The 20,264-nt window shown below is 66.2% G+C and carries 12 protein-coding genes; 1 reads left to right on the plus strand and 11 read right to left on the minus strand.

Annotation, left to right across the window (positions count from 1 at the left end; all coding sequences use genetic code 11):
• The 7 genes from AC0B44_RS07675 to AC0B44_RS07705 form a co-directional block, all read right to left on the minus strand.
• The coding region (locus tag AC0B44_RS07675; RefSeq protein ID WP_471902326.1) for an amino acid adenylation domain-containing protein at positions 1–7,676 on the minus strand (7,676 nt) is incomplete at its 3' end.
• 287 nt (positions 7,677–7,963) lie between these two features.
• The gene (locus tag AC0B44_RS07680; RefSeq protein ID WP_169619563.1) at positions 7,964–8,314 is read right to left on the minus strand and encodes a hypothetical protein; all 351 of its coding nucleotides are present in this window, start codon (positions 8,312–8,314) and stop codon (positions 7,964–7,966) included.
• A gap of 64 nt (positions 8,315–8,378) precedes the next feature.
• On the minus strand, positions 8,379–10,331 hold the full coding sequence (locus AC0B44_RS07685; protein WP_471902327.1) for an acetoacetate--CoA ligase: 1,953 nt from the start codon (positions 10,329–10,331) through the stop codon (positions 8,379–8,381).
• An 83-nt stretch (positions 10,332–10,414) separates the two neighbouring features.
• A complete protein-coding gene (locus tag AC0B44_RS07690) occupies positions 10,415–10,684 on the minus strand; it encodes a GlsB/YeaQ/YmgE family stress response membrane protein (RefSeq protein WP_471902328.1) in 270 nt (89 codons plus the stop codon).
• Between the two features lie 140 nt (positions 10,685–10,824).
• Positions 10,825–12,492, minus strand: a complete 1,668-nt coding sequence (locus tag AC0B44_RS07695) for an AMP-binding protein (protein WP_471902329.1) — start codon at positions 12,490–12,492, stop codon at positions 10,825–10,827.
• Positions 12,493–12,608: 116 nt separating this feature from the next.
• The gene (locus tag AC0B44_RS07700) at positions 12,609–13,157 is read right to left on the minus strand and encodes a hypothetical protein (RefSeq protein WP_471902330.1); all 549 of its coding nucleotides are present in this window, start codon (positions 13,155–13,157) and stop codon (positions 12,609–12,611) included.
• Between the two features lie 166 nt (positions 13,158–13,323).
• The gene (locus AC0B44_RS07705) at positions 13,324–13,908 is read right to left on the minus strand and encodes a TetR/AcrR family transcriptional regulator (RefSeq protein ID WP_471902331.1); all 585 of its coding nucleotides are present in this window, start codon (positions 13,906–13,908) and stop codon (positions 13,324–13,326) included.
• Positions 13,909–13,996: 88 nt separating this feature from the next.
• Here AC0B44_RS07705 and AC0B44_RS07710 point away from each other — a divergent pair, with 88 nt between their 5' ends.
• The gene (locus AC0B44_RS07710; RefSeq protein WP_471902332.1) at positions 13,997–15,193 is read left to right on the plus strand and encodes a DUF418 domain-containing protein; all 1,197 of its coding nucleotides are present in this window, start codon (positions 13,997–13,999) and stop codon (positions 15,191–15,193) included.
• Here AC0B44_RS07710 and AC0B44_RS07715 read toward each other — a convergent pair.
• The 4 genes from AC0B44_RS07715 to mftG all read right to left on the minus strand — a co-directional run bounded on the left by AC0B44_RS07715 (position 15,109) and on the right by mftG (position 20,264).
• Positions 15,109–15,705, minus strand: coding sequence for a DUF779 domain-containing protein (locus tag AC0B44_RS07715; RefSeq protein ID WP_471902333.1), 597 nt, complete (start codon positions 15,703–15,705; stop codon positions 15,109–15,111). The two genes, AC0B44_RS07710 and AC0B44_RS07715, sit on opposite strands and share 85 nt — an antisense overlap.
• Positions 15,706–15,779: 74 nt before the next feature.
• Positions 15,780–17,303, minus strand: coding sequence for an aldehyde dehydrogenase (adh, locus tag AC0B44_RS07720; protein ID WP_471902521.1), 1,524 nt, complete (start codon positions 17,301–17,303; stop codon positions 15,780–15,782).
• A 75-nt stretch (positions 17,304–17,378) separates the two neighbouring features.
• Complete coding sequence (locus AC0B44_RS07725; protein WP_471902334.1) at positions 17,379–18,665, minus strand: GAF domain-containing protein; 1,287 nt, start codon at positions 18,663–18,665, stop codon at positions 17,379–17,381.
• A gap of 129 nt (positions 18,666–18,794) precedes the next feature.
• Positions 18,795–20,264, minus strand: coding sequence for a mycofactocin dehydrogenase MftG (gene mftG / locus AC0B44_RS07730; protein WP_471902335.1), 1,470 nt, complete (start codon positions 20,262–20,264; stop codon positions 18,795–18,797).

Raw genomic sequence — 20,264 nt, forward strand, 5'->3', positions numbered from 1 at the left:
GGATCGGACACCACCGACTCGAGGATCCGCACGAACCGCTCCGCAAACCCCTCCACCGTTGCGGCATCGAAAAGCTCGGTCGCATACGTGAACTCCGCACGGAGACCGTCCGGCGAACCGTCTTGGGCGTATCCCTCCGACAACGTCAACTGCAGATCGAACTTCGCGACCGCGGTGTCGATTTCGAGCAGGTCGAGGGTCAGACCGCGAAGTTCGACGTGCGCTGCACCTAGATTCTCGAACGAGAGCATGACCTGGAACAGCGGGTGCCGTGCCGTGGACCGGGTGGGGTTGAGAACCTCGACCAGACGCTCGAAGGGGACATCCGCGTGCCCGAAGGCACCCAGTGCTGCTTCGCGTGCCCGTGCGAGATGGTCGGTGAACTGTGCGTCCGGATCGACGTCTGTTCGGAGCACCAGCGTGTTGACGAACATACCGATGAGGTCGTCGAGCGACTGCTCGCCACGTCCGGCCACCGGCGTACCGATCGTGATGTCGCGCTGACCGGACAATCGTGCCAGCAATATGCTCAAGGCCGCGTGCACGACCATGAACAGGGACGCGTTGCGCGTGCGCGCGAATGCCACGAGGTCTCGATGCAGGCGCCGGTCGATCGAGAAATCCACGGTCGCGCCGGCGAACGACTGCGTCGCCTGGCGGGGACGATCAACCGGAAGATCCAACTGGTCGGGAACGTCGGCGAGCGTGCGACGCCAGTAGTCGAGCTGACCGGAGATCAGTGACTGCGCATCGTCCTCGGAGCCGAGGACTTCCCGCTGCCACAGGGTGTAGTCGGCGTACTGAACGGGAAGCGGTGCCCACGAGGGTTCTTCCCACTCGGTGCGTGCGGCGTACGCGACCATGATGTCGCGTGCCATCGGTCCGGTGGACCATCCGTCTGCGGCAATGTGGTGGACCACGAGCGCAAGAATGTGCTCGTTGCGGTCGAGTTCGTAGAGTTCGGCGTGGATCGGTACCTCGGAGGTGACGTCGAAACCGGTGGACGCGAGTCGCCGCATCGCGCCGGCCAACTCGTCCCGGTCGATCCGGAGCGGGGTCAGATTGGGTACGACTTCCGCGGCCGCCCGTACGACCTGGTGGGGTCCCTCCGGCGAATCGGGGAAGACGGTGCGCAGCGACTCGTGGCGGTCGATCACATCCATGATCGATACCTGAAGTGCCGCTACGTCGAGGGCTCCGGTCAGCCGCAACGCCATCGGGAGGTTGTATGTCGCCGAGCGGGAATCGAAGCGGTTGAGGAACCACATGCGCTGTTGCGCCAGGGACAACGGAACACGCTCGGGCCGCGGCATTTTCGCCAGTGCCGCACGGGCACCGCGCCCGGCCTCCTGCTCGACGCGAACTGCCAGGGCGGCGACGGTGCTCGATTCGAACAGTGCACGCACGGGAACCTGCGCGTCGAGTGCCACACCCAGTCGGGACACCACCTGGGTCGCGAGGAGCGAGTTTCCGCCGAGTTCGAAGAAGTCGTCGTCGAGTCCGACACGTTGCACGCCGAGCACCTCGGCGAAGACGGCAGCGACGGTTCCCTCGATGGGCGTCGTCGGCGCGCGGAATTCGCGATAGCTGATCCCGAGTTCGGGCTCCGGCAGTGCTCGGCGGTCGAGCTTTCCGACGGGCGTCAGCGGGATCTCGTCGAGGACGACGATCTGCGAGGGGACCATGTACGACGGCAACGACCGGGCCACGTGGTCGGACAACGCAGACGGGTCGATACCCGGAGCGCCGTGCACGTACGACACGAGTGCGGTCTGTCCCGACGGCATGTCGTGGCCCACGGTGGTTGCGAAATCGACGAGCGGATGCGTCTGCAAGGCAACGTCGATCTCGCCCAGTTCGATCCGGAATCCGCGGACCTTGACCTGAAAGTCGGATCGTCCGGCGAACACGAGGCGGCGCTGATCGTCCCAGCGAACCACGTCACCGGTCCGGTACATGCGGGTACCCGGCGCTCCGAACGGGTTCGCGACGAACCGATCCGAAGTGAGCGCAGCACGTCGGTGATAGCCCCGCGCCAGAGCGTCGCCGGCGAGATACAGCTCGCCCGACACTCCTGCGGGGACCGGACGAAGACGGCCGTCGAGCACGAGTGCCTGGACGCCCGCTGTCGGGCCGCCGATGGTGATCGGTCCCGAGGCATCGAGCAGAGCGCGGGTCGACACGATCGTGGTCTCGGTCGGTCCGTAAGCGTTGAAGAATCGGCGGCCGGGCGCCCACCGGGCCACGAGTTCCGTCGTGGAGGCCTCGCCACCGACGTTCAGGCTCTGGAGCGAGTCGAGGCCCGCGGGATCCACGGAACCCAGCACCGCAGGCGTGATGGTCGCGTGGGTGACACCGGTCTGCTGGATCAGCGCCCGCAGTTCGACTCCGCCGTAGATCGTCGGCGGAGTGATCACCAGTTCGGCACCGGTGTAACCAGCCATCGCAAAGTCGAGAACCGAGGGGTCGAAACTCGGCGAACAGATCTGCAGAATCCGAGACTCGGAAGTCACCCCGTAGAGGTCGACACAGTCGCGGACGAGGCCTGCGAGGCCACGGTGGGTTACCGCGACGCCCTTCGGACGCCCGGTGGACCCGGAGGTGTAGATGACGTATGCGAGGTGATCGACCCGGAGCGGAGCACACCGCTCCTCGTCGGTGACCGGTGCGCCCGAGTGCGCCAAGCACGCGGCGACGAATGCCGGGTCGTCGAAGCGAACCCATTCGACGGCGGGCGACAGACCGACGGCGTGTTCCTCCGTCGTCAGGCCCAGCAGAGCCGACGAGTCCTCGAGCATGTGGGTCACTCGGTCGACCGGGTATTCCGGGTCGACCGGAACGTAGGCTGCTCCCGTCTTCGCAACGGACCACACACCGAGCACCATCTCCCACGAGCGAGGGAAGGCAAGCGCGACAATGTCTCCGGGCCCTACGCCACGCTCGATCAGATAACGCGCGATCCAGCTCGACCACGCGTCGAGGTCGCGATACGTCAGGACGATGTCACCGTCGCGAACGGCGGTCCGCTCCGGGTGGGCGGCGACACGCGCGGTGAGCAGGTCCACGAGCGTGGCCGGTTCACCCGCATCGGGACCCGTCGTGGTGAGCAGCAGCTCGGCTTCGCCGGGAGAGAGGATGGACAGGTCGCCCACACATGCCGACGTGTCCGCGACGATGCCGTCGAGGATCCTCACGAAACGTTCTGCGAAGACGGCGACCGTTCCGGCGTCGAAGAGATCCGTCGCGTACTCGAAGGTGGCACCCAAGCCGGCGGGTTCATCGTCGCTGCCGGTCTTTTCGGTCAGCCACAGCTGGATGTCGAACTTCGAGATCGGCATCTCCAGTTCGGTGCCGACGGCGTGGACTCCGGCGAAGGACACCTCACGTGCTGAACCGGGCTCGAGCGACAACGCCGCCTGGAACAGCGGATGACGCGCTGTGGATCGTGCCGGGTTGAGCACCTCGACGAGACGCTCGAAAGGCACGTCCGCGTTCGAGAATGCGGTCAGGTCGATTTCACGGACCACGTCGAGGAATTCACCGAACGAGAGTCCGGGATCGACGCGCGTGCGCAGCACCAGCGTGTTCACGAACATGCCGATGAGGCCGTCGAGCTCCTTTTCGCCGCGTCCCGCGACCGCGGTGCCGACGGCGATATCGTTCGATCCGCTCAGTCGTGAAAGGAGTACCGCGTATGCGGCGTGGACGACCATGAACAGCGAGGCGCTGTGTCCGCGAGCAAGTTCGACGAGTCCACGGTGTGTCTCGGCGCCGATCTCGAATCGGTGCTTGGCGCCGCGGTAGCTTGCGACGGCAGGGCGCATCCGGTCCGCCGGCAGATCCAGCTGATCCGGGAGGCCGTCGAGCTCCCGAACCCAGAAAGAGATTTGTTGCGCAGCAGCCGAACCCGGATCGGACTCGCTTCCGAGAGCCTGTCGTTGCCACAGGGCGTAGTCGGCGTACTGGATCGGCAGGGGCGACCAGCGCGGTTCGTGTCCCTCCGCGCGCGCCGTGTAGGCGGCGACGACATCCTGTGCGAACGGTCCGAACGAGGATCCGTCGGCTGCGATGTGGTGCAGCACCATCGCGAGCACATAGGTGTCGGGAGCGAGCCGGAACAGCGCGACTCGGAACGGAACCTCGATCGCAACGTCGAAACCGCGTCCAGCGAGTTCGACGACCGCTGCCCGTAGACCGTCCTCGTCGACATCGACCGGTTCGAGCGGCGAGACGGCCTGCTCGAGCGGCAGGATCACTTGATGGGGGTCGCCGTCCACTTCGGGGTAGACGGTGCGCAAGCTCTCGTGCCGGGCCACCACGTCCGAGAACGCATCGGACACCACATGAGGGTCCACCGCGCCTGTCATCCGCACGGTGAAGGGCAGGTTGTAAGCCGCAGTGGTGACATCGAACCGATTGAGGAACCAGATCCGTTGCTGTGCAGTGGAAAGGGGCAGAACATCTGGTCGCGTGGCTGCGGTGAGCGGCGCTCGGGCACCGGATCCGACCTGCTTCGCGATACGTGTGGCGAGTCCCACGACGGTCGATGCCTCGAACAGCGCGCGGACGGGAACCTGGGTGTCGAGCGCCGCGCCGATGCGCGAGACGACCTGCGTCGCGACGAGCGAGTTGCCGCCGAGTTCGAAGAAGTCGTCGTCGAGACCCACGCGTTCGGCGCCGAGTACCTCGCCGAAGGCCGCTGCCACCACGCGCTCGGCCGGGCTGCACGGCTCGCGGAAGGTGCGGGTGCTGCTGAATACGGGTTCGGGCAAGGCTTTCCGGTCGAGCTTTCCGCTGGTGTTGAGCGGGAGCGCGTCGAGCACCATGAGCGATGCGGGCACCATGTACGACGGCAACGAGCGACCCGCATGGTCTGCGAGATCGGAGGTGTCGATCGTCTGCGCCGGTGCGGCCACCAGGTAACCCACGAGCTGGTCACCGGTCGGCGTCGAGACAACGAGAACAACGGCCTGCGAGACGGCGGGGTGAGCGAGCAGCACCGCCTCGATTTCACCGAATTCGATGCGCTGACCGCGGAACTTGACCTGGAAGTCGGTTCGGCCGATGTACTCGAGGATTCCGGTGCCGTCGCTCTCGGCTTCCCAGCGCACGAGGTCGCCCGTGCGGTACATCCGCTCGCCCGGCCCGCCGAACGGGTCGGCAAGGAAGCGGTCCGAGGTCAGGTCAGGACGATCCAGGTAGCCACGTGCGAGCTGAACACCCGCGAGGTAGAGCTCGCCGGGCCGCCCGACCGGAACCGGACGCAGACGCCGGTCGAGGACGTACGCGCGACTGTTCCACTGCGGAACACCGATCGGGACACTGTGGACGTCGCCGGGGCCCGCGCGGTGGTAGGTGATGGACACCGCCGCCTCGGTGGGTCCGTACAGGTTGTGCAGGCCCGCCGAACACAGCCGGGCGAACTCGGCCGCGGTCTCGGACGGCAGTGCCTCGCCGATGACGAAGACGTGCCGTAGGGAGTCGCAACTTCCGTCGGCGGCGTTGGCCACGAAGACGGTGAGCATCGACGGCACGAAGTCAGTGATCGTCACGCGGTGCTCGGCGATCTTGTTCGCCACGTACACCGGGTCACGGTGGCCGTCGGGCGTCGCGATCACGAGGGTCGCGCCGACACGCAGCGGCATGAAGAATCCCCACAGCGACACGTCGAACGTCGTTGCGGTCTTCTGCAGGTACACATCCTCGGACGACAGCCCGTATTGGTCGTTCATCCACTGGATCTGGTTGTCGATGGCGACATGGCTGACGGCCACGCCCTTGGGCCGGCCCGTCGACCCCGAGGTGAAGATGACGTACGCGGTGGTGTCGGGCAGGACCGGACCGTGCCGGTCCGCGTCGGTGATCGGGCGTGCGTCGCCGCGCGAGTAGTCGAAGGTGTCGATCTCGACCGCGGTGACGCCGTCCGGCAGTTCCACGTCGTCGCGCGCGGTGGTCAGTACTGCCGCGGGCTTGGCCGTGTCGAGGATGTATGCCGTCCGGTCGGCCGGATGGTCGGGGTCGATGGGCACCCAGGCCCCACCCGCTTCGACGATCGCGTACATGCCGACCACGAGATCGAGCGAACGCCGGATGCACAGTCCGACAAGCGATTCGGGTCCGACACCGAGATCGATCAGTGCGCGCGCGAGAGTGTTGACCCGGGAAGCGAATTCACCGTAGGTCAGTGACTCGCCTTCGAAGACGAGCGCTGTGGCATCAGGTGTGGCTGCGGCCTGCTCGCGGAACTGCGCGAGCAGATCACGTTGCCGGACCGGATGGTCGGTGCGGTTCCACTCGGTGACCGCGTTGTCGAGTTCGGCGTCTCCCGCAAGGGGGATGTTCCACACGGGCCGTTCCGGATCCGATCCGACGAACCGGTCGAAGAACTCGATGAAGCGGGCATGGTCGGCGCCGGACTGCTCCGGACCGTAGAGATTGGGATTGGACTCGAAGTCGATGTGCGTATGGACGCCACCGCTGCGGTAGATGTTGACACCGAGATCCTCGATCAGTCCGGTGGACAGAATATTGATTCCGCCCACCATGTCCCCGAGACGGACCTCGTTGTCGAACAGCATGATGTTGACCCACGGGCCGAAGAACGTCGCCTGCCCCGCGGATCCGGCGTCACGATCGCGCACGATGTCCTCGTGCCGGTAACGCTGATGGCGCAGCGCACCCGAGACGGCCGCGCCCGACGCGGCGATCAGATCGCGGACGGTCGTCTCGTCGGTGACGCTCAGGCGCAGCGGCACCACATTCGAGACCATGCTGCCCGAGCGTCGGAGCACCGCCGTGGTGCGCGCCGCGACGGGCAGGCTCAGCACGACGTCGGTCCGGCCGGTCATCTGTGCGAGATACGCGGCGAAGGCAGCGACGACCGCGGTGGCCAGGCTCGCGCCCTCGCGCTCGGCGAGTTCGCCGACTCGCCGTTCGGTCTCCTCGGACAGCGCGGCGGTGTCGATGCGGCTGACCGGCGCGGGCGCGGCGGTCCGGCCGGAGAGGCTGGTGGGTTCCTCGATCCCGTCGATCTGCCGGGCCCAGTATTCACGGTCGTCGAGGAATCGCTTCGAACCGCGGTACTCCATCTCGACGTCGTAGACCTTGTGCAGGTCCGACGCGCGGTTCGGGGACGGCTCCACGCCCTCGACCGCTGCCGTGTACAACTCGGCGATGCGGGTCATGAACGTGGCGGCGGCGAAACCGTCGAGTGCCAGATGGTGCACGCGGTTGTACCAGAAGTAGCGGCGTTCGCCGATCCGGAGCACGGTTGCGGCGATGAGACGGTCGCGCAGTACATCGACGGGACGGCTGCGGTCGTCGCGCATCCAGTCGAGCGCGGCCTGGCGGGGGTCGTCGACACCGCTCAGGTCGACGAAACCGAGCGGCGCTTCGAGCGAGGGATCGACGAGTTGGTAGGGCTGTGCCCCGACCTCGATGAACCGGAGGAACCCGGATCCCATTTCGAGCGCAGCGCGGGCACTGGATTCGCGGAGGAGATCGACGTCGAGGTCACCCTCGAGCTCGACGTATTGAGCGATGTTGGCGGGCACTGTCGGGTCGACGTGCTGGGCGAACCACATGCCCAACTGCGCAGGCGAGAGCGGGAACGCTCCGGGCGGTACCGCGCCCCCTGCGTTCTTCGCCTGCGATCCGCCTTTCCCGAGCGAGTCCAAATCCCCCAACCTTCCTCTCACCACCGGGCAGTTGCCCGCACTCCCGACACGAACATGCACGCAACCTCTAGGGGTATCTGCGCATCAGGGGGAGATCGTTACGGCGTGGCCGGGCGGTGAGACATTCCGCAGGACCGGACGCAGTAGCGGACCCCCGCCTGACGGGCCGAGGCGCCCGAAGCAGCTTACTTACCGGTCGGTACCGGAGCCCATGTCGTACACACCCGGAACAATCTACAGGGTTCCGACACAGGCCCCGGCTCACCGAGGGAACGAGCCGTCGAAGGTCACCAGGACACGGCGATGATCACGTTCACGATGGCGAGGATGCCGGCCGTGTGCGCCAGAACTGCGGTCGAACCCGGGTTCTTCTTCTCCTTCTTCAGGCCGATGATCGCGACGACGAGAATGACCAGGGCGATCAGCAGCTTGATGCCGATCTTCATGTGGTTCACCTCGACGACGTCCTGAGCTTCGCGGAGACCCACGAGCGCGATACCGGTCACCACCTGAAGGATCGCGCCGTGCAGCATGCCGACGACGACGCGCGGCTGCTTGAGCACCGTGAGCCAGGAGCCGATGATGCCGGCGAGACCGATGAAGTGCAGGATGAGAAAGATCTTGATTGCGATGTCCATACCGGCAATCCGACCATTCCGGGCGCAGGTAGTCCAGTTAGGCCACACTCAGACGTGGCGTGCATCAGCGGTGGTCGTAGTACCAATCGATCAGTTCCGGCGCATCGATTGCGGTGCGGTCCATCACCTTCGCCGGGTCGGCCCCCTGCAGAATCCGTTTGAGCGGCACCTCGAGTTTCTTCCCGGTACGGGTGTGCGGGATCCCCGGTGCGGCGACGATGTCGTCGGGCACGTGCCGCGGGGACAGTTGCACGCGGATCGCGGAACGGATCCGATCCGCCACCCTGTCGTCGAGTTCGGTGCCGTCTGCGAGAACGACGAACAACGGCATCCGGTACGAACCGTCGGGATACTCGATTCCGAGGACGAGGGCTTCAGTGACCTCGGGGAGTGACTCCACGACCTGATAGATGTCGGCGCTGCCCATCCGCACTCCCTGACGGTTCAGGGTGGAGTCGGAGCGCCCGTGCATGACGAACGTGCCGCGGTCTGTCACGGTGATCCAGTCCCCGTGACGCCACACCCCCGGATAGACGGAGAAGTACGAATCGCGGTAGCGGCTGCCGTCCGGGTCGTCCCAGAATCGGACGGGCATCGACGGCATCGGTGCGGTGACGACGAGTTCACCGACCCGGCCCCGTACGGACCGGCCGTGCTCGTCGTACGCGTCCACTGCCACGCCGAGGCACGGGACGGAGATCTCACCCGGCCACACAGGCACGGTCGGCACGGCGCCCACGAACGCCGTCACCACGTCGGTACCACCGGAGATCGACATGACCTGCACGTCGGCGCCCACATTCTCGGCCAGCCACAGCGACCCCGTGACGGGCAGGGTCGAGCCGGTGACACCCACACTGCGCAACTCGGAGAGATCGTGGTCGGCCCGCGGCACCACGCCCGCCTTGCTGCAGGCTGTTACGTAGGCAGGACTCGTGCCCAGCACGGTGACCCGTTCGTCGGCGGCGATCCGCCAGAGCCGGTCGACCTCGGGATGCGACGGGGCACCGTCGTAACAGACGATTGTCGCCCCGACGAGGAGACCGGAGACGAGGAAGTTCCACATCATCCAGCTCGGACTCGTGTACCAGAAGTAGCGATCGCGCGGCCCGAGGTCGAGGTGGAGCGACAGCGCCTTGAGATGTTCGAGCAGGACCCCGCCGTGGCCGTGGACGATCCCTTTCGGTGGTCCCGTCGTTCCGGAGGAGAACACCACCCACAGCGGATGGTCGAAGGGAACCGCGACGGTCTCGAGGGGATGATCCGTCGTGAAAGCGTCGTCCCACATCAGCAGCGATCCCGACGCCGTGGCCGGTTCCGGTATCTCGCCGGCCGATCCGCGGGGTACGACGACTGTCAGTTCGAGGCCCGGCAGCCGGTCGCGGAGCAGGTTCATCTCGTCCGTGCGGTCGTGCCATTTGCCGGCGTAGCGGTATCCGGTGGTCGTGACGAGGACTCGGGGCTCGAGACGGCCGAGGCGGTCGAGTGCGGCCGGCGCGGCGTAATCCTGCCCGCACCCAGCCCATATCGCGCCGACGGCAGCGGTACCGAGCAGCGCGACGACAGCTTCCGGGATGTTCGGCAGGTACCCGACGACCCGATCTCCGGGACCGACACCGTGAGCGCGCAAGGTCGCGGCGAACGAGGCTGTCTGCCGTCGGAGTTCCGACCAGGTCATCTCGGTTCGGTCCCCCGACTCGTCGAGATACACGACAGCCGGACCCAGCGGCGGCCGGTCGCGGAAGACGTGCTCGACGAGGTTGAGGCGGGCACCGGGAAACCACACGGCCCCGGGCATGGCCGCGTCGGCGAGAGCCGGTCCGGGATCGGTGTGCGAATGTATTTCGAAGTTGTCCCACACCGCTGTCCAGAAGTCGCCCGGAGCCTCGACCGACCACTCCCACAAGGCCCTGTAGTCCAGCAGGTTCAGTCCGTGCCGTCGTTCGACGAACCGCGCGAATTCGGTGACGTTCGCACGCTCGGCGACTGCACGGGTGGGGATCCACTGCGGCTGCAAGGCAATTCACCTTCCTCGGCGAGAGCGCGATGACAGGACGGGCCCCGCCCGGTGTTGCCGGACGGGACCCGCACTCGAAGGGATTACCGCTTCTCGCGGGTAGCCGAGGTGTAGATCAGCGTGAGGACCACGGCCACGATGATGCTGATGATCCAGCGAATCCAGTCGATGTCGCTCGTATCCTCGTTGCCCTCGGAGGAGAGAATGCCCCAGAGCCAGTAGCCGATCAGCGCACCGATGATGCCGATGACGATCGTGATGATCATCCCCATGGCCTGCTTGCCCGGGATCACCAATCGGGCCAGTATGCCGATGACCGCACCGAAAATGATCGTGCCGATGATTTGTCCCATGGTGAGCCCCTCTTCTACGGCGCGGCCGGATGGCCTGCGCGTCTTCGACGACTCTGTACCCTCCCAGTGTCTGCCTTGAAACAGGCGAAAGGAGCCGGTTCGCGCGGGTACGGCCGAATTCGTCACCGCACCCGGTCCCGCTACCGTTCCCGCGTCACGGCGGAGGCGACGATGGCTTGTGCTTGTTCACGCATGTCGACCTTGCGAACCTTGCCCGTGATCGTCATCGGAAACTCGTCGACGACGTGCACATACCTCGGGATCTTGTAGTGAGCGAGTTTCCCGTCGCAGAACGCCCTGAGCGATTCCGCATCGAGAGGTCGCTCGGCGCCCTCACGCATGCGGATCCAGGCCATGAGTTCCTCGCCGTACTTCGCATCCGGCACCCCCACGACCTGGGCGTCGAGGATGTCCGGGTGGGTGTAGAGGAACTCTTCGATCTCACGCGGATAGATGTTCTCTCCCCCGCGGATCACCATGTCCTTGATCCTGCCGGTGATGGACACGTATCCGTCCGCGTCCATGACCCCGATGTCACCCGTGTGCATCCACCGAGCGACATCGATTGCTTCGGCCGTTTTGTCCGGCTGCTCCCAGTATCCGAGCATGACCGAATAACCACGAGTGCACAGCTCCCCGGGTACGCCGCGCGGGACCGTCAACCCCGTCACCGGATCGACGATCTTCACCTCGAGATGGGGCCCCACGCGGCCGACGGTGGCCACACGCCGCTCGATACTGTCGTCGCTGCGGGTCTGCGTCGACACCGGTGAGGTCTCGGTCATGCCGTAACAGATCGACACTTCACTCATCCCCATGCGGTCGATGACCTGCTTCATCACCTCGACCGGGCACGGAGAGCCGGCCATGATGCCGGTGCGCAGGCTCGACAGGTCGTATTCGTCGAAGGCGGGATCCGCAAGTTCGGCGATGAACATCGTCGGCACGCCGTACAGCGAGGTGCAGTCCTCCTCCGCCACCGCCGTGAGTGTCGCGGCGGGGTCGAACGCGGGGGCGGGGAGAACGATGGCCGCACCGTGACTCGTGCACGCGAGGTTGCCCATCGTCATACCGAAGCAGTGGTACAGCGGAACGGGGATGCACACCCGGTCCTGCTCGGTGTAATGGCAGAGTTCGCCGACGAAGAACCCGTTGTTCAGCACGTTGTGGTGGCTGAGGGTGGCGCCCTTGGGGAATCCGGTGGTGCCCGAGGTGTACTGGATGTTGATCGGATCGTCGGGCGACAGGACCGACTGCGCCTCGGCGAGCGCCGACCGCCCGTCGGCGAGGGCCGCCCGTCCGGTTGCGACGAGGTCGTCCCAGCGCGAGGAGCCGAGCAGCACGACATCCTCGAGGTCGGGACAGTTGCCGCGGACGGTCTCGATCATCTGCGCGTAGTCGGATGTCTTGAATGCGGCCGCGGACACCAGCATCCGCACGCCCGCCTGTTCGAGGACGTACTGCAGTTCGTGCGATCGGTACGCCGGATTGATGTTGACCAGGATCGCGCCGATCTTCGCCGTCGCATACTGCACGAGAACCCATTCCCAGCAGTTCGGCGCCCAGATACCTACCCGGTCACCCTTCACGATTCCCGAGCCGAGCATGCCCATGGCGACCACGTCGACGTCGGCCACGAATTCGCTGTAGGTCCAGCGCTTTCCGGCGGCGCGATCGACGAGCGCCTCACGATCGCCGAAACGCGCGGCGGTGCGGTCGAGGTTGTCGCCGATGGTGTCGCCGAGAAGTGGAACGTTCCAGGCGCCCTGGGAGTAGCTCGGCAGAGGATCGACGGTGATGCCGGACATCGTGTTCTCCTTCGTGGCAGCGGATACGAAGGAAGGTAGTGACCCCGGTCACTCACCACCACCCCCGAAAAGGGGGAATCATGACCGCGGTCACACCGTCGTACGAAAGTGCCAGGTCAGCGCGCGGCGGCGCCGGTGAGTTCCTCGCGCATCTCCCGCCACACGGTGGCGTAGGAGTCGATGTTGCCCGCGGTGGCCCACGCCAGCGCGCCGCCCTTCACCTTCTCGAGAGCTTCCGCGAACAAGTCCTGGTATCGCGACAGACGGGGGACGAACGCAGAAACATCGTCGAACAGGTCTTGCGCACGCCGGTCGAAGTCGAGCAGCGCGTCGATGAAGCCGTCCGCCTCCGGTTCGGCGAGCATCTCCGCGAGTTCTTCGTCCATGGGTACGAATCGGTCGTACAACTCGTCGATCGAATCCTCGTCGATCGAGACGCGCTCCGCCTCGAGTTGATGGGTCAGCTCGTGCATCCCCTTGTCGGTGAGTTCGATGCCCTCACCGGCAGATTGCGCCTTGCCCTGGGAGAGAAGGGCATCGACCGCAGCCTGCCCCGCCGCCACCGCCACACCCAGGTGCGCGGCCACCACTTCGGCCGTAACCTGATTCTTCAGGCGCACCGTCTGCAGCAGAGCCAGTTCGTCCACGTTGCCCGCGAAGGCCATCGTCCACTCCTCACCGCCCCACGGGCGACGAACATGCAGGGCCCACGCCCCGCGGATCGCGGAATCCGGTCGGATCCCGCTCCGATTCTGGCGCACCGGCGCCATCGACGGGTGAACCACCCGGGGTTCGGATCCTCCCGGGGAATGCGACGAGACCTCCGCAGGGTCAGGCGAGCGAATCGATATGCAGTTCGAGAACGGCCACTGCCGATTCCGGAGTATCGCCGCCCCCGACGAGCACGTGCATCGCGAGACCGTCGACGAGGGCGTGCAGGCGCGACGCTTCCACCTCGAGGTCGCGGCCGGCGGCCACGAGTCCCGAGCCGAAAAGCCCCCGCATGATGTTCGTGCAGCCCTCGCGGAATGCGATCTGCGCGTCGGCCGCGATGGCGCCGAGTTCCGGATCGCCGGGCGCTTCGGCGATGAGCGCGAGATTCACGAGCATCTCGCAGCGGCGAAGATCGTCGAGGGGAAGGAACTCGCACAGGATCGCGAGTGCGCTTTTCCGGACTTCGTTCATATCCACGTGGGACGCGGCCCGCTCCGCCGCCCGTTCGTGGACCAGTCGCATCGAATATCCGAGCAGCGCCGACTTGCTCGGGAAGACGTGCCGCACGGAACCGGTGGACAGGCCCGCTTCCGCCGCGACTTCCCGGATCGACACCGCTCCGACGCCCTCCCGGAGGATGAGCCGCCAGACAGCCTCCGCGATCTCCTGTTGACGGGCGTCGTGATCGATCAGTTTCGGCACTGGACCATATTAGCACGACCGTGTTAGCATCACTTTTTGCAAGCACGAACGTGCTACTTAAGCTCTGCATCCCATGGAAGGGATTTCCATGAGCACTACACCTCGATATGCGGCGCTCGACATACTGCGAGGCATCGCAATCCTCGGCACTCTCGGCACGAACATCTGGATCTTCACCAACGTGGAAGGGTTGGTCGGCTACATCAACGGAACGGGACGGGCAGCCGGCGGGTGGAGCTTCGTCCAGGACGTGCTTCAACAGGTCACGCAGGGGAAATTCCTCGGCCTCCTGACGATCATGTTCGGCATCGGACTCGCAATCCAGCAACGCTCGGCGGCCGGACGAGGCCTACCATGGCCCGGTAAATATCCTTGGCGTGCAGCGCTTCTCATGGTCGACGGACTATTGCACTATTTCCTGTTCACCGAGTTCGACGTACTGACCGGATACGCGATCACCGGACTCGTCGTCGCCTTCGTCCTGTCCACCGGGGTGCGGTCCCAGCGGTTATGGATCGCCTGCGCACTCGCCCTGCACGCGGCGATGCTCACCGTGGCGATCGCCGCGCTCGCTGCACTCCCTCCGAACCCTGGCAATCGGACGCTGACTCCGAATCCGTATGCCGACGGCTCTTTCTGGGATCTCGTCGTGTTCCGCGCCGAGAACTTCGCACTGTTCCGACTGGAGACGGTATTCATCCTGCCGCTGTCGATTGCGCTCTTCCTGATCGGAGCGCGCCTGTATGCAGGTGGCGTCCTCGACCCGGGACGCGCTCGACTCCGGCGCATACTCATGATCGTCGGGTTCGGCGTGGCGCTCCCCCTCGACTTCGCGCTCGGCTTGTCCGGGTCCGACGCGGGACTCGTCCTCGGGCGCTACGGCACAGCCCCGATCGTGGCCTTCGCACTTCTCACGGCCGTCGCCCACCGCTACGCCGACGGCCGCACCCCCGGCAGCATCGGTTCAGTGCTCGCGCCGGTAGGACGAATGGCGCTGAGCTGCTACATCTTACAGAACATCCTGTGTTCGATCGTGTGCTACGGCTGGGGATTCGGTATGGCCGCACGACTGGACGGAACCACGATCGTCCCGGCGACCGTAGCCCTGTTCGTCGCCGTGTCCGCGACACTCATGGTCGTCGCGCGATTGTGGCTGTCGCGCTTCGAGCGCGGGCCCGTCGAGTGGCTGTGGAATGCGAGTTACCAGGCGCTCGCCGGTGGATCGAACACTCCTTCGGGCAAGGCCGTGCCGCCACGGGTCTCCGTCTCACGCGTCGACGGCTGAGGTACCGGCCACGCATCGGCGGCGTCGGTCACGACGAGCGGTACCCGCGACGCGCCGGGGCGGGTACCGCCGGCCCAGTCCCGGCCGAGCAGGACGGTGGACTCTGCCAACTGCTCGTTCTCCCGCGCCGTGAATGCCCTTCCCCGCGAGAGGAATCGGACGCCTTCGGGAGTTTCGAGACTGAATCCCGCTCCCCGCCCCGGAACCAAGTCGAGCACCATGCAGGTGTGTTTCCACACCTCGAACTGGGAACCCGAGATCCACACCGGGACGGCGTCGGAACCGGAGGGCGGGTCGGGGCGCGTCGCGCTCGTGTCGAGACGAAGGTCGAGCACCCCCACCAGTACGTCACGGTCGCCCACGAGGAACTCGCCGTCCGGAAAGCACATCGGTGACGACCCGTCGCAACACCCTCCCGACTGGTGCATCATGAGCGATCCGTTGCGGGCGACCAGACGTCGCAGAAGGTCCACGGCCGCAACCGTGGCCAGCAACCGAGCAGGGGTCGACACGATTCACCTTTCGTTCGCGGGCTCCGACCGGTGCCCGCACCCCCCGACACGAGCGATGCGGGCACCGAGGTGGATCAGAAGAAGCCCTGTGCCTTCGGGGCATAGGAGACGAGCAGGTTCTTCGTCTGCTGGTAATGATCGAGCATCATGTGGTGGTTCTCGCGACCGATGCCGGACTGCTTGTAACCACCGAAGGCCGCGTGTGCCGGGTACTGGTGATACGTGTTGGTCCACACCCGGCCGGCCTGGATCGCCCGTCCGGCGCGATAGGCGATTCCCCCGTCACGCGACCAGACACCGGCGCCGAGACCGTAGAGCGTGTCGTTGGCGATCTCGATCGCATCGTCGAAGTCCCGGAACGACGTCACCGACACCACGGGCCCGAAGATCTCCTCCTGGAAGATCCGCATCTTGTTGTGGCCCTCGAAGATCGTCGGCTGCACGTAGTAGCCGCCGGACAGGTCACCACCGAGGTCGGCACGTTCACCGCCGGTGATCAGCTTGGCACCTTCGCTCTTGCCGATCTCGATGTGGGAGAGGATCTTCTCGAGCTGGTCGTTGGACGCCTGCGCACCTATCATCGTGTCGGTGTCGAGCGGGTTGCCCTGCCGGACCGCTTTCGTGCGCACTGCCGCGAGCGACAGGAAATCGTCGAAGATGTCGTGCTGGATGAGTGAACGCGACGGGCAGGTGCACACCTCACCCTGGTTCAGCGCGAACATGGTGAAGCCCTCGAGCGCCTTGTCCTGATAGTCGTCGTCTGCGGACAACACGTCCGAGAAGAAGATGTTCGGGCTCTTACCACCGAGTTCGAGTGTGACGGGGATGAGGTTCTGCGACGCGTACTGCATGATGAGCCGGCCGGTCGTGGTCTCACCGGTGAACGCGATCTTGCGGATCCGCGGGCTCGACGCAAGCGGCTTGCCCGCCTCGGTACCGAATCCGTTGACGACGTTGACGACACCGTCGGGGAGCAGGTCCCCGATCAGCTCCACGAGGTACAGAATCGACGCCGGGGTCTGTTCGGCGGGCTTGAGCACCACCGCGTTTCCGGCTGCGAGCGCCGGAGCCAGTTTCCACACGGCCATCAGAATCGGGAAGTTCCAGGGGATGATCTGGCCCACCACGCCCAGCGGTTCGTGGAAATGGTAGGCCACTGTGTCCGAGTCGATCTCGGAGATCGACCCCTCCTGTGCCCGAATCGCACCGGCGAAGTACCGGAAATGGTCGATCGCGAGCGGGATGTCGGCGTTGAGCGTCTCGCGGATGGGCTTGCCGTTGTCCCACGTTTCGGCGAGCGCGACCGCCTCGAGGTTCTCCTCGATCCGGTCGGCGATCCGGTTCAGGATCAGCGCACGCTCTGCGGGTGAAGTTTTGCCCCACGCGGGTGCGGCGGCGTGCGCGGCATCGAGAGCGAGTTCGATGTCCTTTTCCGTCGACCGGGCGACTTCGGTGAACGGTTGTCCGGTCACCGGGGTCACGTTCTCGAAGTACTCGCCTGTCGCGGGCGCCACCCATCGGCCACCGATCCAGTTGTCGTAACGGGACCGGAAGGACATCAGGGCATCGGGGGAACCGGGGCGGGCGTACTCGGTCATGGTGTTCTCCTGCGTATCGACGACCAGCACCCTTTCAGGGTGTGACCCCGGACACTACGAAACGCACCGTTGCAACTACGTTGCCAAGTTCCGGTCGAGCATGCGGATCTTCGCCTCGACCTGAGCGAACAGATTCGATTCCGGGTCCAGACATCCCAGATAGGCCGTCCACGCTGCGAGGTCTTCCCGGCCGTGTACGGACGTCGTCCAGCGCGCCAGCAGCGGAGCCGAACCGCGACGCAACAATGCGCCCCGAATCCGGGTGTCCAACTCGTCCCCGATGTCGATCACACCCGGCGCACGCGAGTCCGGAAGCACACGGCCCGTGTAGCGGCGCACCGCAGTGTCCACGTCGCCGCGATCGAGTGCAGCACGCACGTCCGCGACATCGGTGCGCAACTCCGCCCGGAGCCGATACGGTCGCGAGTCGACGGCATCCGGACCGAGAACTTTTCGCAGACGGGAGATTTCGACGCGAACCGTGACGGAGTCGAGTTCGTTCTCGTCGAGCAGAACTGCAAGCCGCTGCGTACCCAGACCCTCGGGATGCTCACAGAGAAGCAACAGGATCTCGGCATGCCGCTGCGACAGCGGGACGCGGTTCCCGCCACGGACGAGGGCCGCCCGTCCCGACCCGAACGTTTCGAGAACCGCGGGGCCGGCAGGCTCGGCCCTCGGCGACGCGAGCATGCTCAGCCGCAGTTCGGCCTCCGCGGCAGCAACCGTTGCCCGCACGAGTTGCAGCACCTCCGGCACTGCGACGCGCGGTCCCCCGGTGATGTCGAGGGCACCGAGGATCCTGCCGGTACCCGGGTCGTGGACCGGGGCCGCAGAGCAACTCCAGTCGTGCACGGCGCGGTTGTAGTGCTCGGCACCGAAGATCTGGACACAGTGATCGAGCGCGAGCGCGGTTCCGGGTGCATTGGTACCGACATGCTCCTCGCTCCAGTCGGCCCCTTCCGCGAAACTCATCGTCACGGCGCGGTCGCGTGCGGCGTGATCACCCTCGATCCACAGCAACCTCCCGCGCTCGTCACTGATCGCGATCAGCAGGCCGCTGTCCGCGGCGTCCTCCACGAGGAGTTTCCGCACCACGGGACGGATCAGCGCCATCGGGTGCCCTGCGCGATAGTTTTCGAGGTCGGCCCCACTCAACAGCGCGGGCTGGCCGATCACGTCCGGGTCGAGCGACCGCCCGAGACTGCGCAGCCACGATTCGCGCACCACGGGGCGTACCGCCGTGGGTGCCTCCCGAAGTCGTGCGGATCGCCCGCCGTCGCCGGCTGTTCCCACGACGGCCCGGTGGAGTTCGGACAGACGAAGTGCGTGCGCGTCCGCGTCGTCGCCGGGGCGTAACGCCATGCAGGAACCGGCTTTCGCACCCCCACGGTCGATCATCCGACTGCTGACCTCCTCGCCTTCCACCGGGAGCCACTGTAGTCCAGGTCACAGCACGTCGGAATCACCTCGATCCGGCACGACCGCACGCAGTCATGGCACCCGGAAGGCTGCCGCGATGCGCCGCGCGAGCATCACCACCGTGGCGTGCGGCCCCCGACTGGGCACCTGCGGGAACACGGACGTGTCCACGACGAAAAGCCGCTCGGCCCCGTGAACGCGGCAACGGTCGTCGACCACCGCCGAATCCCCGGAACCCATGCTGCACGAGCCCGACAGATGTTGTGACGTACCGAGGTGCGCTTCGAGCCACGCGTCGTCCACGGCTGCGGCTTCCACTCCGATACTCCCCGCGTCCACGACGTCACGCATGGTCGCGAGCAAACGGACCGCCGACGCCACCCCGTCGCGGAGCGCTGCCCGGTCGTGCGGATCTTCCAGATAGCCGTAGTCGACAACGGGCGCAGCACGGGGATCGCGTGCGTCGAAGACCAGGCGTCCGCGACTGCGCGGCCGCGTGAGCACGACTCCCAGCACGGGAACCTCGACTCCACTGCCCGGAACCGAGTCGGCGAAGGGTGCCGTGTACGGGCGGAGTTCGAGTTCGCCGGTGTGCATTACCGTTTCCAGTACCGGTGCCCGCGTCGAGAACTCCCCTCGATACCGGTACGGGACAACGACTTCCGGATGATCGGTGAGTCCGCGCCCCACACCGGGAAGATCGACGACGGACGGAACTTCGAGCCTGCGGAGTTCGTCCCGCGGCCCGAGACCGGACCGCATCAGCAGCCGTGGGCTTTCGATCGCGCCGGCGCAGAGCACGATGCTCCCGGCCTCGATGGTGGTGACGCCGCGACCGTCGTCCACCTCTACGGCCACCGCCTCGGCGCCGGACATCACGATCCGGCGCACGTCGGCGTTGCAGCAGACCGTCAGATTCGGGGAGTCGAGCGCGGGCATCAGGAACGCGAGCGCCGGGCTCATGCGCATCCCGTGCGAGATGTTGAGCGGGACCCGTCCTACTCCGTCGGGGCCGGGTGCGTTGAGATCGTCGACCGGAGCGTGGCCCGCCGCGACGGCGGCCCCGTGGAACGCGCGCGCGACCGGATGCATCCGGTCCCAGGGCGTGCGGGCGACCGGTACCGGACCGGTGGCACCGTGCCATTCGTCGTCGAAGTCCGTGTCGCTCTCGAGTGCGCGAAAGTGCGGCAGAACCTCACCGAACGACCACGACGACGGCCAGTCGTCGAAATCCGCGGGGCGCGCGCGCACGAAGTACCCACCGTTGACAGCGCCCGAGCCACCGAGCACCCGCCCCCGCGCAATGGTGGCGTCCCGACGGCCCAATAGTGCAGGATACTGTGCCGTATAAAGACTTTCGGGTCCGACGGGAAGTCTCGCCGCGTCGAGCAGCTCGGCAGGCGCGGCCGCGATGCTGCCGTAACCCGGTCCGCTCTCGAGCAGGACCACCGAGCGTCCGGAACGTTCGGCGAGTGTGGCAGCGACGGTGCATCCCGCGCTCCCACCACCGACCACCACGATGTCGGCGTGCACGGGAAGCAC

The sequence above is a fragment of the Rhodococcus sp. NPDC019050 genome (genome assembly GCF_055664235.1).

Excerpts from the sequence above, each read along its gene's own strand:
- AC0B44_RS07680 (WP_169619563.1), bottom strand. The coding sequence starts at position 8,314 with ATGGACATCGCAATCAAGATCTTTCTCATCCTGCACTTCATCGGTCTC.
- AC0B44_RS07690 (WP_471902328.1), bottom strand. The coding sequence starts at position 10,684 with ATGGGACAAATCATCGGCACGATCATTTTCGGTGCGGTCATCGGCATA.
- AC0B44_RS07695 (WP_471902329.1), bottom strand. The coding sequence starts at position 12,492 with ATGTCCGGCATCACCGTCGATCCTCTGCCGAGCTACTCCCAGGGCGCC.
- AC0B44_RS07700 (WP_471902330.1), bottom strand. The coding sequence starts at position 13,157 with ATGGCCTTCGCGGGCAACGTGGACGAACTGGCTCTGCTGCAGACGGTG.
- AC0B44_RS07710 (WP_471902332.1), top strand. The coding sequence starts at position 13,997 with ATGAGCACTACACCTCGATATGCGGCGCTCGACATACTGCGAGGCATC.
- adh (WP_471902521.1), bottom strand. The coding sequence starts at position 17,303 with ATGACCGAGTACGCCCGCCCCGGTTCCCCCGATGCCCTGATGTCCTTC.
- AC0B44_RS07725 (WP_471902334.1), bottom strand. The coding sequence starts at position 18,665 with ATGGCGTTACGCCCCGGCGACGACGCGGACGCGCACGCACTTCGTCTG.